This is a genomic window from Dictyobacter halimunensis, assembly GCF_036245075.1.
This window is the reverse complement of record NZ_BSRI01000002.1, coordinates 4,821,969-4,836,077: the sequence shown is the minus strand read 5'-3', so window position 1 is coordinate 4,836,077 and position 14,109 is coordinate 4,821,969. Positions and strand designations below refer to the sequence as shown.

Sequence of the window (14,109 nt, the reverse complement as noted above, 5' to 3'; positions counted from 1 at the left end):
GGAAATGTGATGATATGAATGAGCAATTGACCAACTATGTCAACGGCGTCTTTGCCCCCTACGATGGGGTCAAAAGCGCGAGCGAATTAAAGGCGGACCTGCTCTCCGATCTGCAGGAACGCTTCCGTGAACTTAAGGCGGAGGGCAAGGATGATGAAACAGCCCTGCGCATGACCATTGAGAGCATCGGCGATATTGAGCAGACCGTCCAGGAGGTCGCCAACCTCTCCCACGAGCTGGAACGGCAGGTAGCCATCAACTTGAGCGCGAGCAACCTGCCGGGGAGCGACTTCGCGGGCGTGACCGCCCAGAAAGGAAATTTTCAAGCGAGCGCGTTGCGCGGTTCTGACTTTACGGGTTCGGACCTGACCGGGAGCTCGTTTCGGGGCAGTGACGTGCGTGACGCCAATTTTACGGGCGCCAATCTGACCGATTGCGACTTCTCCGCCCTTGATCTGGTGAATGCGAACTTCCGTGAGGCCATCCTGGTGCGCACCAACTTCAGCGCGTCGGGGCTGAAGGGAACACAATTCATCGGAAGCACGCTGACCGATGTTAAATTGACGATGACCGACCTGAGAAAAACTACCTTTGAACGCTGTACTTTTCTCGGCGTGGACTTCAAATATTCAGACCTGCGTGGTCTGCGCTTTGATGGACAGACCTTTATCGGCGTCAAGTTTGACCAGACGGCACTTAAAGATGTGTCGTTTCAGGGCGCGACCCTCAAACAGGTGTCGTTCCGCCTGGTGTCTCTCTGGTCGAGCGGAAAACGTGCCATGCAATCCATTCACTTTGACGGCGCAAGTATGGATAAGCTCACGTATGCCGCGCTCAAGGGCCTGGGAGCAGATGTCTCCAAGGTGACGGTTCTCGCATAAGGAGGTGCGTATGCCAAATACTGCCATTCAGGTCACAGATATCAAGAAATCATACAAGAATTTGAATGTCTTAAAGGGTGTGAATTTCACCGTGGAGCAGGGCAGTATCTTCGCCCTGCTCGGCTCCAACGGCGCCGGCAAGACAACGATTATCAAAATCCTCACCACGCTGCTCAAACAGGACGGCGGCGCCGCCAGCGTGAACGGATTTGATGTGGCGTCAAAGCCAGACAATGTGCGGCAATCCATCAGCCTGACCGGACAGTTCGCCGCCGTGGATGAGATTTTGACCGGGCGCGAAAATCTGATTATGATTGCCCGGCTCCGACACCTCAAAGATGCGCGCCAGGTGGCCGACGATTTGCTGACACGCTTCGGTTTAACCGCTGCCGCGAACCGCAAGGTGTCGACGTATTCAGGCGGCATGCGCCGCAGGCTCGATCTCGCCATGAGCCTGGTGGGAACACCAAAGATCATCTTCCTTGACGAGCCAACCACCGGCCTTGATCCCGAGGCGCGCCTTGAGGTGTGGAAGATTGTAAAGGAGCTGGCTGATAGCGGCATTACCGTCTTCTTGACCACGCAGTACCTGGAAGAGGCGGAACAGCTCGCGGACCACATTGCCATTCTCCATGAGGGGAGGATTATCGCCAGCGGCACGCTGGCGGATCTCAAAAAGCTGTTTCCACCTGCTGAGGTGGAGTATGTTGAAAAACAACCAACATTAGAGGAGATATTCCTGGCCATCGTTGGTAAAGAGAAGGAAAAATAGATGGAAACGGTAAGGAAGCACTTTTTCATCGATATGAGTGTGATGCTTGGTCGTTCCATGCGCCATATCTTCCGCAGCATGGATACCATCATCACGGTCACTATCATGCCTATCGCCTTTATGCTGCTGTTCGTGTATGTGTTCGGGGGCGCCATCCAAAGCGGGACAGCTAACTATGTCAATTACCTGTTGCCTGGAATCTTGCTGATCGCCATCGCGAGTGGGATATCCTATACGGCGTACCGTTTGTTTAACGATGTGCAAAAAGGGATCATTGAGCGCTTTCGCTCCATGCCGATAGCTCCTTCCACCATGCTGTGGGGCCACGTCCTGACCTCGCTGGTCTCCAACGCGATCTCGGTGGTCGTTATTATTCTCGTTGCATTGATTATGGGCTTTCGTTCATCGGCGGGCATCCTATCATGGCTGACCGTCATCGGCATCCTGGCGTTGTTTACGCTGGCATTAACCTGGATCGCGGTCATTCCAGGGCTGACCGCGAAATCGACAGACGGCGCAACCGCATTTTCTTATCCGATCATCTTCCTGCCTTTTATCAGCTCCGCGTTTGTGCCAACCCGGTCGATGCCTTTTGTGGTCAGGGTCTTTGCCGAAAACCAGCCGGTGACCGCGATCGTGGATGCCATCCGTGCCTTACTGGCTAATCAGCCGGTGTCTCAGAATATATGGATCGCTCTTGCCTGGTGCATCGGTATTCTGCTGGTGGCCTATATCTTTGCGATGAGGGCATATAAAAAGCGGGTGTGATACGTTCACGGGTAGGCGAGAGCACCCATCCCCGGCAGCGCGCATGCGTTTGCTTACATCTCCGTCAGGTAGAGACCATAATAGCGCAAGAGCAGAAGGTGCGTATTCTTACGTGCACCTTCTGCTCTTGCGCTACACGTGGTAGGGAATCTTTGTCAGCGGATATTCGGCGCGTGATGGAAACCACCGCGTGGCAGTTCAAGCCTGGAGTGACCCGCCTCCAGTAAGCGAGACAGCATCCCGTACCAGGCTACCAGGCCCGAGGCGATGGCGATCCATCCTCCAATCAATGTGAGTATGGGGACGTTGATCAGGAGTCCAAGGGTAACTCCAAGGGATGCGAGAGCCAGCAGACCTAGAGCGCCAAGCCAGACTGGGTTTGTGCCCATTGCCGTCAGCATGTAGAGAATGGTAAACACCGTCCATGTGAGGAACAGGAAGCCCACCGCAACGTTCAGATGACTCCCAAGAGCGGAGGAAATACCAAACGTTGGAGCAACCAGCGCGCCCAATGAAATGAGAAACACCCCATAGGATTCAAAAAACGTTCCCATTTCAGGATTCTCCCGGGTCGACTGGTGCATGCCACCCAGAAACAGAGCGATGCCTCCGAAAAAGGACACAACCGCGAGTAATCCAAGGCCAGTAGCTAAAGGACGAATGAGAAAACCAGCGAAAACAGCGCCCCAGATGATGGTCGTAAATGCAAATGCTTGCATATTGGGGATAGCCAGCCTCGCGTCACGTGTGACAACATCAGTGCCAGTCGTACCGACGTTCTGATCTTGAGGCATTGCATATTGGGCCATTTCATGTTCTCCTTTCACTTGTTTCCAGGAGTCGCTCGTTTCCAGGAGCAAGCTTCGCCGTGCTCCCGCACTAACTACCGTCCCATACAAAAAAAGCACAATACTTGTAACTATAGATATAACCAACCTAGCATAATTCAATTACATAAGCAAGTTTAACTATTGCATTCTATTAAGTCTCCCCAATGGGAGTGTGTCTGACTCTCGTCACCCTGGGGGCCCGTGAGCGCCCCCGCACGCGCGTCCGCTACGCGGCCGCACTGGTTTTGTGTGTTGGCGCAACAGGGGCGCGAATGCGCCCCTGTTACGCCAACACACCCCATGGATTTGTGAGCACCATAGGTGCGAAAGCTCAGGCGTGCTGCAGGCGATGATCATGAGCATCAGACACTCTCTTAGGACATTACTGGGATTCGATGCGGCCCAGTGGATTGGGGGTTTCCATCAAGGCGGCACATGCTGCGGACCAGGCAGGATCTTCGGGATAGAGCGCGCTGCGCAGGTAGGCCCAGGTGAGCCGCTGAATCAGGGCAACTCGTGCGGGATTCTCGTCCGTCGTTTCCGTGACGTTGTATCCGGTGATTCCGCCAAGCGAGTGTTCCGCCCCAAACAGGGTGAGCAGGCTCTTGCCACCTGGGCTCAAAAAGTAGGGATCGGTAAACCAGTCCGGTCCGCGCACAGACAGCAGGGACTGGTCGTGATCTCCCGCGACTACCAGGGCCGACGTGGTCATCTCCGCGAAGCTCGGGTTCATAAACGGGAAGTGCTCGGCCGCGAACGGAGTCAGGTCAGATCCTCCCTGGCCAGCCGCAGCCAGCAGCACACCGGCTTTGACGCGCGCGTCGGACATGTCCTCTCCCTTTCCACCCTCGGCATCAAGGACACGCGCGCCCATCAGCATGCCCACTGTCTGGGCGCCCCAGGAGTGTCCGGCCACCGCGATGCGGCTTCGATCGAGGCGCCCGCTGAGACCGGGAACGGCAGCCTCGATATGGTCAAGCTGATTGAGGATGCGCTGCAAATCCTCGACGCGGAAGCGCCAGATGCGGGGCGTGCGGGGATCATCGGAGGGAATGTTCAGCGTCCTTGAGTCGAGATGGGTGGGCTGAATCACTACAAAGCCGTGAGCGGCCCAGAAATCAACCAACGGTGCGTAGCTATCCAATGACCCGCCAAAGCCGTGCGAGAAGAGAATAACAGGCAATTGGCGACCGGTCACGGGCATGGACACGCGCACCTGCAGATCCTCACCACGGTCTGGAGCCGATAGCACTACCGGCTTCACCGAGACAACCGGGGCAGGCGCGCCCATGGTCACGTCTGGATCTGTAAGCGCCATGTCTGATTTGTTGTTCATAGAAAGATTTTCCTTTGTGATATGATGATATAGCATCCTAGTAAAATGGAGCGTTGCTCCGATTCATATTATACGGAACGGCGTTCCGTTTGTCAAGGTGCCATGTATGTGAGGAAGGAAATGAAGAGATGACCATCAGAGATGAGGGAGTGGAGCAAGCGGCCCGGCAGAAAGCAGCGCGGCCGAAGCGGGCCGATGCGCAGCGCAACGAGCAAGCGTTGCTCGATGCCGCCGCCGCCGTGTTCGTCAGGTCCGGTGTTGAGGCGCCGGTGCGCGACATCGCGGCCGAGGCAGGAGTTGGGATGGGAACAATCTATCGTCACTTCCCGACGCGAGCGGATCTCGTTGTCGCTGTGTACCGCCACCAGGTTGAGGCCTGCGCCGAGGCTGGTCCGGTCCTGCTGGCGCAGGCTGACTCACCGCACGCCGCACTCGGTCAGTGGATCAACCTCTTCGTTGATTTCCTGGTTACCAAGCATGGACTCGCTGCGGTCCTGCAGCCCGGCGGCGGCTTCGATGCGCTGCATAGTTACTTCCTTGATCGACTCGTTCCCGTTTGTGCCCGGCTGCTCTCCGCCGCTATTGATGCAGGCGAAATTCGCGCTGACATCGATGCCCTTGAACTGATGTATGGCATCGGCAACCTCTGCGTGGGCGCCGGCAACGATCCGCGCTACGATGCCCGCCGCATGGTCGGGCTGCTCATCGCCGGACTGCGCCAATCGCGCCCGGCCTGAGGCTGCTGATCTATATAGAGGGTCTGAAAGACGCTGCACACATCTTCTACGCGAGCCATTACACGGGCTCGTCGGCCGTCACCTGTCTGAAGCTGGCCAGTGTATGGGCAAGAGCATCAGGGGCAATCGCGCTATTGATGCCCTCATAGGCGCCTCGGGCGGCGATCTCGGCGCGTGTAAGCATTGTTTTGCGAAGGGGTTTACCTTGAGACAGGCTGATACACACAGACACGCTCCCGGGCGGCTTTGATTGGAAGCCGCCCGGGAGCGTGTCTGGCTTTTGGAAAAGCTCTCTAACACTCTAACTCTTTAAAATTTGCATCGACATATATCTATCTATGCCAGATAAAAGTAACGCCAGCACCGGGATGGAATGTCCAGTAGCTTACCACGCCTACACCACCATTCCAGTTCATATTGCTGACACTCACGCCATACGCATTCGCGCTGGCCGCGCTCACACCGTACCCGACCACGCCAACGTGCCCATAGGCACTGGCACCCTGGGTATAAGGCTGCAGCACGATAATCGAAGGACCGTATGGATTCGGCTCAGACGAGGTGACCCAACCATTGTACACCGCTCCACCAACCCACTCATTTGCATTACCCAACCACGGAACCCACCATCCGGTCAACCAATGATAATAGTTGTTCGCCCAGGAGGTGCACTGGCCGTAAGAGAAACGCCACGAAGTATCAGCATTCCCGGCGACAGTCGTGTACACAACCGGTGCCTGCGTTGACATTGACGCCTGCGCGGGTGCAATCGGTGCCTGCGTGGAAACTGCCTCCTGCGTAGAGGAGGGTACCTCTCCCGGGGCCGTCGCTTGAGCCCCTGTTATACTGGCGGCCGAGGACACATGGTTCCGACCTGATTTAGTCTGAGCTGCAATCGCGGCATGCCCGTCAATCAGGGGCGCATAACTCTGCTTTGGAGCATCCTTACTCTTTGGCGACACAGAGGAATTGCTCGCTTGAAATGCCAGGCTCATTCCTGATGGAATAACGGCCAAAACTCCAGCGGCAACAACAATGAGCATCAGCACGATGCCAGCATAGACCATGCTTCGCCCTTGTAGAAGGCGCATCGAACCTGAACTCTTTTTTCCATTTTCAGGATGAACAGCACTATTTTGAACTTCGGTAGTGACTTTACGATTACAATCTTCAAACATGGTACAAATTACCCTTCCATCTTACACAAATGATACTTATCCGCATTCAGATAACTACGAGTGTGTATTCACAGTACTCTAAATGCAAGAAGAACCATATACGAAGCATAACAATAGTCATACCTACATTTACAAACTTTAATCAATAGCTCCATGGTGAGTCAAATGACTCACCAAAATACAGTACTATATAACTAGTACACTTTTACGCTTGTGTTTATATATAGCACAACAAACCTCTTCTACATCTTCAAAAACAAGAAGAAATGAAAAGAAGCAGAACCTCAGCCTTGCCCGGGCCTGGATCTCCTCTCCGCATGAGCTTCTTTGGTTTCTCATGGAAGACAAACACGCGACCGGGCGGCTTCGTTTGAAGCCGCCCGGTCGCGTGTTTGTCTCAGACGAGCAAGAGCAATCCACATATCCTTTGGAAAGCAGAACACTCAGATAAAGAGAGCTCGTCGATCTTTAAACGCTACATCAACAGACATCTATGCATGCCAGATAAAAGTAACGCCAGCACCGGGATGGAATGTCCAGTAGCTCACCACGCCTACACCACCATTCCAGTTCATATTGCTGGCACTTACGCCATTCGCATTCGCGCTGGCCGCACTCACCCCCGACTCGACCACGCCAACGTGCCCATAGGCGCTGGCACCCTGGGTATAAGGCTGCAGCACAATGATCGAAGGCCCATTTGGATTCGGCTCAGACGAGGTAATCCAGCCATTGGATGCCGCTCCACCAACCCATTCAGACCCATTACCCAGCCACTCAACCCACCATCCGCTCAATGCATGATAGTGGACGTTCGCCCAGAAGGTACACTGGCCGGCAGAGAAGCGACCCGAAGTATCAGCATTCCCGGCAACATTTGTGTACGCAACCGGCGCCTGCGTTGGAACCGGTGCCTGCGCCTGCGTTGGAACTGGTGCCTGCGCCTGAACCGGCGCTTGCGTTGGGACCGGCATCGGCGTTGGAACTGGTGCCTGCGCTTGAACCGGCGCCTGCGTTGGAACTGGTGCCTGCGTTGGGGCCGGGGCCGGCACTCGCTTTGGAACCGCCGCTTGAGCTTTCTTCACATTGGCGGCAGAGGACACATGGTCCCGACCTAATTTAGCTTGAGTTGTAATCGCGGCAATCGCAGCATGCGGAATTGCATGACTCTGCTTTGGGGGAACCTTACTCTTTGGTGGCTCAGATGACTTGCTCGCTTGAAATGCCTGGCTTATTCCGGATGGGAATACAGCCATGGCGGCCCCAAAGATAACCGCGACGAGCATCAGTGCGATGCCAGCATAGGCCATGCTTCGCCTTTGTAGAAGGCGCGTCGAACCCGAACTCTTTTTTCCATTTCTAAGAGCACCGATGGAAATATATAGCTTCCCTACTTGAGCCGCACTATTTTGAACTACGGTAGTGACTTTGTGATTACGATCACGAAACACGATAAGAATTACCCTTCCATCTTAACACTGTTACATGGTACTTATCCGTATGCAGGTGCCTATGAATTTGCACTTCTCAGCACCCTGTTTGCACTTCTCAGCACGCTGAATGCAAGGAAGTGCTACATACATCAATTGCTATATTTGTACTTATAAACCTTATCAAAAGTTTCATGGTGAGTCAAATGATTCACCAAAATACAGGACTATATAACTAGTATACATTTACGCTTGTGGCTACATACAACACAATAAACCTCTTATACACTTTCTCCTGGAATACTCAACAATTAGAAGAACCCTGGGTGGGCGATCAAATGTCGCCCACCCAGGGTTCTTCTCTGTTCTTTTCGCTTCCTATTCGAAAAAGCCGGACTCGGCGATAATCTCGCGTGAGGGAAGGAAAGTGGCTTCGGCGACGGATCCCCCTGTGCGCTGGAGATATTGCCGGACAACACGATAGCCGATGGCGTAACCGGCGAAATCGGGCACGCCAGCTTTGGGTCCTCCCCAGGCTGAGGTAATGCTATCGCCAAAGATGTAGCCACGCACCGCATCGAAGCCGCTCATGTCAAGCGCGCCGCCGATGACGCGTCTGGCTGTGGTCAGTTCCTCCTCGTTGAAATCGGTGACATAATAGCCGACCAGTTCCTCGCCGAAGAGCTCGGCAGCGAACGCTTCCGCCAGACCTTCGGCGATGATGTAATCGGCGACCGTGACCTGCATGGGCAGGAAGGGCACGATCTTGAAACGGACGTTGTGGTTGAGCTCGTGAACCGATGCTGGCCCGACACGCGGCAAGGTATAGTCGTCGACGAGGCTGAGCGAGACCATAATATAGCCAGGGATACCGCCAAATCCGGCATAGCCTCGACCAGGCATAGCACTATTGTGCTTCGTGAGCACCACGGCACAGTTGATGGTGTCCAGCGCAATACGATCAGCGTAAGGGGCGAAGGAGGCTATACCGCGTTCAAGCGCGGCCACAGACCGTTGCCAGGCTCCCTCATCGGTCAGGCGCCTGACCATCTCTTCTATGATGGGACGCTGCTCGCCATCGAAATCTTCCGGTGTATAGAAGGTCCACATCTTCGCCCAGGCCAGGAGATCGTCACCGCCACCATAAATGCGCGCCATACCTGCAAACGGGGCCAGCAGTTCCTGCTGGTAAATGGCCTCGCGCTCCTGCGCGCTGGCACAGTTGAGCAAACGTCGATAGATAGACTCGACATCAATCATATGTAGTTTCAATGGATATTCCTTTCCAGATGCAAGCCGGGGCAAGACCGGCGCCGATGCAGGCCGGGGCGAGCCCGGCACATACGAGTTTAACCCATGACGTTACGTCATACGCAAGCCCCATGTGTTAAAATGTCAATATGTCTATGGAGCGTCAAAAGGCTTCATTTTCTCGTTTTGAAAACCTCAATGCTGTCTTCCAGTTGATGAGGTGGTACTGCTTATTTTCTGAAATGAGGGGTCAGTAGCATGAATGTGCAAGTCGAACAGGACATCAGTAGTAAGAAGAGCAGATTAGGCATTATCGATTGCGATGTGCATCCCTATCCGAAATCGATAGACGAGATTCGCGCCCATATGAAGCAGCCCTGGCGAGATAGGTATCGAGGAGGTGGCCGGGGATTCTATGATAATCCGGTCCATGGAGCGCGCCTGGATGCGGTCCCGCCCGGTGGAGGGCCAACGGGATCAGATCCAGAGTTTTTGCGCGAGCAGCTTATACATGAATTTGGCATTGAGTATGCGGTCCTGCTGCCGAGGGCCTTCTGCAATCTGCATCCCGACCCGGACTTCGGCACCGCCATCGCGGCCGCCTATAACGACTGGCTGGCGGAGACGTGGCTGGATAAGTACAACCAGCAGGGGACATTCAAAGGCTCGATCACTGTGGCCCACCAGGATCCGCAGGCGGCGGCGCGAGAAATCGAACGCTGGGCCGGGCATCCTCATTTCGTGCAGGTGATGACCGATTCCGGCGCCCGCGCTCCATTTGGCCAGCGCCAATACTATCCCATCTACGAAGCATGCGCGAAACATGGTCTGCCCTTCGCCATTCATCCTGGTACCGATGGCATGGGCATCAACGTTCAGCCTTCGCCGGGCTATCCAACGCACTACATTGAATGGCACACCTGTCTATCGCTTGGCTTTCAGGCCCACCTGGTAAGCTTCATCACGGAAGGCGTCTTTGAGCGATTTCCGGATTTCAAGATCGTGCTGGTGGAGGGCGGCGTCTCCTGGTTGCCCGGTCTCATGTGGCGGCTGGACCAGGAGTATAAGGCGCTGCGCTATGAGGTTCCCTGGTTAAAACAGCGACCCAGCGACTATCTCAGGGAGCATGTGCGCCTTTCGTCACAGCCATTGGAGCGACCAGATAACGATCAGCATTTGTTGCAGATGCTTGAGATGATGGACGCCGAGCATATTCTCATGTTTGCCAGCGACTATCCACATTGGGATTTTGACTCTCCCCGGCGCGCCTTTCCCAGGCTGCCCGAGTCTCTGCACCGCCGTATCTTCCACGAGAATGCACGCGAGTTCTACAAGCTGTAAACGAGAGGTAGCGTAATGGGAAAGCATGTGGTCGGTGCGGTGGCTGATCTGCCGCCCGGCAAGCGCATCATAGTGACATTAGAGGGGCGCTCCATCGGCGTTTTCAACGTGGATGGCACATATTACGCCCTCAGAAATAGCTGCCCCCATCAGGGGGCCCCGCTTTGCGCGGGCAAGGTAACCGGCATGACCTTGCCCGCGCCACCCGGAGAGTACCAGTATGGCCGTGAAGGGGAGATCGTGCGCTGCCCATGGCACGGCTGGGAGTTTGATCTCACGAACGGCAAATCTATCTTCAACCCGCATAGATACCGCGTCAAAGCCTACAAAGTAGAGGTCGAAGAAGAAGAAGAGGATCCGCAGATCGAAACATATCCCGTAACGGTAGAGACCGGCCGGGTGATTGTGTATCTTTAAGGAATGCATTCCTTAAAGATCATCGTATGCACTCGGGTACGGGGCCGCTTCGCGGCAAGCGCCTGCAAGGGGCAATACCTTCAATTTAAGAGCACAAAGGGGGAAAATTTATCGTGAAGCGTAGGTTCGGCCCTTCCGGCCGATTTCTCCTCGCCGCATGAACATGCATCTCACATGCGTTCCCGTGGTCCTCGCGTTTGGTGAACATGGGTGTGCGTGGAGAGGAAATCGGCCGCAAGGGCCGAACCTACGATGACGGGTGGTTCTGTTTGACGGCGCGAACCACATCGGAGAGGATGCGCGCCAGGTGTTCATCGCGGGTTTCACCGGGATGAGCGATTTCATTGCCGATGACCAGCGGCGCGCCAACGACCAGCAGGGGGGCTCCGGCCGCCACTAACCTGGGGAAGTCGGCTATCTGTAGCCCTCCGACGGCCTGGACCGGTATATCGACCGCCGCCACGACCGCCGCCAGGTCGTCCCATGGGCTGGCCTGCGTAATGGCGTGCCGCTCGTCATAGCCGGTATGCAGGCTAATCACATCGATACCGAGATCCTGTAGCTGGCGCGCCTTCGCCGCTTTATCGGGGGCGACCATCACATCGCCCATGACGCCAATACCATAATCGCGTCCCGCCGCCACGGCCGCTGCGATGGTCGCCGGATGCGCGACTCCCATTACTACGCTCCAGGAAGCGCCCGCCTGCGCCACCTTCGCGACGGCGCCATAGCCGCCATCCATCGTCTTCAGATCAGCTATGATGGGAACATCTGGGAACTGCTCGTGTAGAGCGCGTATGGCATGTAGACCTTCAGACATGATGAGTGGTGTACCCGCCTCCAGCCAATCTACTCCGGCATCGACCGCGATCTTTGCCATGTGAAGAGCCTCATCAATGGTTGCCAGGTCGAGCGAAACCTGCACATGTGGACGATGTAGATCAGCCTTATCGTAGTGAGGTGTGTTGTTGTCTGGTTGCATATGACGAAAATCCCTCCTTCGTTGGATGCATCCGGCGTTAGAAATCTGTTCCGTCCTTCTCTCAATGCGGAAAATAGCATTATTTAGATTAGAAGTTTACCTGCAAAACATCCACTCTGGCAAGGTTGTTCCCTTATCATTTCCGCCGCGCCACGTACAGGATAGCAAGGTATCCCTTGGTGATGCGCCCATGGTAGCGGCTATTGATCAAATCAGCGATCTTGTCAAAGAGGCGGTCATGGCGGTCCTTCTCTAATATCCTGTGGTTGGAATAGGTGTCCAGCAGGCGCAGATAGCTGGCCGCGTCATAGCTGGCATCCCAGTGATAGCGGCGTACTGTCACATCTCGAAAGAGACCCGTCTGCTCTATTTCTGCCTTGACAGGTTCCTGGACCTCGTGCGGCCACAGTAGCGGGCCATATTTCTCCTCCTGTTCAGGGACCAGTGGCTGATAGATCTGCTGTACCTCCTCAAAAAAGCCTTGCGAAGCCTCACTCTGGACATGCACATGCCAGAACAAGGCGATAGAGCCAGATGGCTTAAGGGCCCGCGCTGTTTTCTGATAGGAGATGGCGGGATCGATCCAATGAAAAGCGGTAGCGGAAAACGCGAGATCAAACGCTTCCTCCTCCAATTGCCAATCTTCAAACGCCTCTGTGTGTATGCTGACGCGAGGATACGCCGCCAGATTACGGCGGGCGAGGGCGGCCATATTGGCCCCAAGCTCTATGCTGAGTATGTGATAGCCCCGCTGTGCCAGTGGAAGCGTTGCCTGCCCTGTGCCGCAACCAATTTCGAGCAGGCGCCCATCCGGAGGGAGGGCTGAGAGCGTCACAATATCGTCAAAAAGGGCTTCAGGATAGCCTGGGCGGGCCTGGTCATACAGCAGGGCATCCTGGTCAAACGTGGTTCGCAGCTGTGTTTTGTCTTGTGCCATCGGGCCTTTCACCTTTCGTCAGACAAAAAGCACGTCGATCAGAATAAAATAAGACAGTGAGTATCAGATGAGCTTTTCGACTCGTCAGCCGACGCTTGCCCCGGTAGCTTCGCGCAGCCGTTGCACATCGCGCATGGGAGGGACGCCGAAGAGGCTTTTGTATTCGCGGTTGAAGTGGGAGGCATCCTGGTAGCCTACACGATAGGCGGCGCTGGCCGCGTCGAGGTCTTCGCTCAGCATGAGGCGGCGCGCCTCCTGCAAGCGTAGCCGCTTCTGGAATTGCAAGGGGCTCATGGCCGTGACGGCCTTGAACTGGTGCTGCAGGCTCGAAACGCTCATGCCCAGTTCCCGCGCCAGTAGTTCGATGCTCAGGGGCTGGTCGAAGCCCTGGCGCAGTCGTCTGACCGCCGTCGCGATGTGGGGCGTGTAGCCTCCCTCCATCGCCAGGTGGCGCAGTCGGGCGCCCTGCTCTCCCATCAGGAGACGGTAGACAATCTCCCGCGTGATCAGCGGTAGCAAGACCTGTGCTTCGGTCGGGGAATCCAGCAAACGGACGAGGCGCACGAAGGCGTCGAGCAGGTCGCCATGCAACGGGCTGACGTCGATGGCCCTGACCTCGGCGTGATCCCTCAGCGAGGCATGACCGGCCTCCATCATGACCGCGCTGACCAGAGTGGGAGGCAGTTCCAGGCGCAGACTGAGATAGGGTCGCTCGGGCGAGGCTTCGAGGATCTGGCTGACACGGGGCAGTTCGAGCGTGGTGAGGAGGTAGCGCGAGGAATCATAGCGGTAGCGGCTCTCCCCCACCAGAACCTCCTTGCTGCCCTGCGCGATCACAGCCACAGAAGGCTCGACCACGCTATGGACGCGCTCCAGAGGCGAGGAGCGGCGAGATAGATACAGCCCCTGTCCCGGCAGCGGCTGGAGGGTCCCATTTTCGTGGATAGCCCGACCGATGCGCTCAGCCAGTTCTTCACGATTGGCCTGGGCCCGCTGTGCCTCGCGCTCCGCCGGCTGGTGAATTATCAATTCCATAGCAACCTCCGCTCTCGTTTTTCTCTCGCTCATCTGGAAGATTTGCAGAATCAGACAATCATTTTCCGCAATCATTCTATCACCCTGCGCGTAAAGGCGTCTATAATACCTCTCAGAGAGTAAGAAACATACGAGTATCACATCTGCGGAGCGTGTTGGAGCACGTTCACCGGTTACTTTTTTGTAGGCCATTCGTGTCTGGCATGTTTGCGGC

At 55.6% G+C, this 14,109-nt stretch carries 15 protein-coding genes; 6 read left to right on the top strand and 9 right to left on the bottom strand.

Translation table 11 applies throughout. The annotated features are described in order from the left end of the window. The first annotated feature begins 14 nt into the window (after nt 1-14). Genes AABA21_RS33915 through AABA21_RS33905 form a run of 3 tightly spaced genes read left to right on the top strand, consistent with a single transcriptional unit; the run spans nt 15 to nt 2,421 of the window. Nucleotides 15-881: a pentapeptide repeat-containing protein gene (locus tag AABA21_RS33915; protein ID WP_338257106.1), complete on the top strand. Its 867-nt coding sequence runs from the start codon at nt 15-17 to the stop codon at nt 879-881. A 10-nt stretch (nt 882-891) separates the two neighbouring features. Further along, nucleotides 892-1,653, top strand: a complete 762-nt coding sequence (locus AABA21_RS33910) for an ABC transporter ATP-binding protein (RefSeq protein ID WP_338257105.1) — start codon at nt 892-894, stop codon at nt 1,651-1,653. Next, entirely contained in the window at nt 1,654-2,421 is a 768-nt protein-coding gene (locus AABA21_RS33905) for an ABC transporter permease (RefSeq protein ID WP_338257103.1), read from the top strand. A 155-nt stretch (nt 2,422-2,576) separates the two neighbouring features. Here AABA21_RS33905 and AABA21_RS33900 read toward each other — a convergent pair whose 3' ends face one another. Both AABA21_RS33900 and AABA21_RS33895 read right to left on the bottom strand, forming a co-directional pair. Next, complete coding sequence (locus AABA21_RS33900) at nt 2,577-3,230, bottom strand: GPR1/FUN34/YaaH family transporter (RefSeq protein WP_338257101.1); 654 nt, start codon at nt 3,228-3,230, stop codon at nt 2,577-2,579. A 403-nt stretch (nt 3,231-3,633) separates the two neighbouring features. After that, nucleotides 3,634-4,587, bottom strand: a complete 954-nt coding sequence (locus AABA21_RS33895) for an alpha/beta hydrolase family protein (protein WP_338257100.1) — start codon at nt 4,585-4,587, stop codon at nt 3,634-3,636. Between the two features lie 128 nt (nt 4,588-4,715). Between AABA21_RS33895 and AABA21_RS33890 the strand changes: the two genes are divergently transcribed. Further along, complete coding sequence (locus AABA21_RS33890; RefSeq protein WP_338257098.1) at nt 4,716-5,324, top strand: TetR/AcrR family transcriptional regulator; 609 nt, start codon at nt 4,716-4,718, stop codon at nt 5,322-5,324. Between the two features lie 58 nt (nt 5,325-5,382). Here AABA21_RS33890 and AABA21_RS33885 read toward each other — a convergent pair whose 3' ends face one another. The 4 genes from AABA21_RS33885 to AABA21_RS33870 form a co-directional block, all read right to left on the bottom strand. Further along, nucleotides 5,383-5,550 (bottom strand): hypothetical protein, encoded by a 168-nt coding sequence (locus AABA21_RS33885; protein WP_338257097.1) that lies wholly within the window; start codon nt 5,548-5,550, stop codon nt 5,383-5,385. A gap of 106 nt (nt 5,551-5,656) precedes the next feature. After that, complete coding sequence (locus tag AABA21_RS33880; protein WP_338257095.1) at nt 5,657-6,415, bottom strand: CHAP domain-containing protein; 759 nt, start codon at nt 6,413-6,415, stop codon at nt 5,657-5,659. A gap of 578 nt (nt 6,416-6,993) precedes the next feature. Beyond that, nucleotides 6,994-7,812: a CHAP domain-containing protein gene (locus AABA21_RS33875; protein ID WP_338257094.1), complete on the bottom strand. Its 819-nt coding sequence runs from the start codon at nt 7,810-7,812 to the stop codon at nt 6,994-6,996. A 498-nt stretch (nt 7,813-8,310) separates the two neighbouring features. Continuing rightward, nucleotides 8,311-9,204 carry a DUF2268 domain-containing putative Zn-dependent protease gene (locus AABA21_RS33870; RefSeq protein WP_338257093.1) on the bottom strand — a complete coding sequence of 298 codons (894 nt, stop codon included), beginning with the start codon at nt 9,202-9,204 and terminating at the stop codon, nt 8,311-8,313. A gap of 237 nt (nt 9,205-9,441) precedes the next feature. On the opposite strand from AABA21_RS33870, the gene AABA21_RS33865 reads away from it, so the two are divergent. Together AABA21_RS33865 and AABA21_RS33860 are read left to right on the top strand one after the other, a co-directional pair. Continuing rightward, the gene (locus AABA21_RS33865; RefSeq protein ID WP_338257092.1) at nt 9,442-10,524 is read left to right on the top strand and encodes an amidohydrolase family protein; all 1,083 of its coding nucleotides are present in this window, start codon (nt 9,442-9,444) and stop codon (nt 10,522-10,524) included. 15 nt (nt 10,525-10,539) lie between these two features. Further along, the gene (locus AABA21_RS33860) at nt 10,540-10,941 is read left to right on the top strand and encodes a Rieske (2Fe-2S) protein (RefSeq protein ID WP_338257091.1); all 402 of its coding nucleotides are present in this window, start codon (nt 10,540-10,542) and stop codon (nt 10,939-10,941) included. Between the two features lie 247 nt (nt 10,942-11,188). Here AABA21_RS33860 and AABA21_RS33855 read toward each other — a convergent pair whose 3' ends face one another. From AABA21_RS33855 to AABA21_RS33845, 3 genes are all read right to left on the bottom strand, one after another. Continuing rightward, nucleotides 11,189-11,923: an orotidine 5'-phosphate decarboxylase / HUMPS family protein gene (locus AABA21_RS33855; protein ID WP_338257090.1), complete on the bottom strand. Its 735-nt coding sequence runs from the start codon at nt 11,921-11,923 to the stop codon at nt 11,189-11,191. Nucleotides 11,924-12,059: 136 nt separating this feature from the next. After that, on the bottom strand, nt 12,060-12,860 hold the full coding sequence (locus AABA21_RS33850) for a class I SAM-dependent methyltransferase (protein ID WP_338257089.1): 801 nt from the start codon (nt 12,858-12,860) through the stop codon (nt 12,060-12,062). A gap of 84 nt (nt 12,861-12,944) precedes the next feature. Then, nucleotides 12,945-13,895, bottom strand: coding sequence for an AraC family transcriptional regulator (locus tag AABA21_RS33845; RefSeq protein ID WP_338257087.1), 951 nt, complete (start codon nt 13,893-13,895; stop codon nt 12,945-12,947). Between the last annotated feature and the right edge of the window lie 214 nt (nt 13,896-14,109).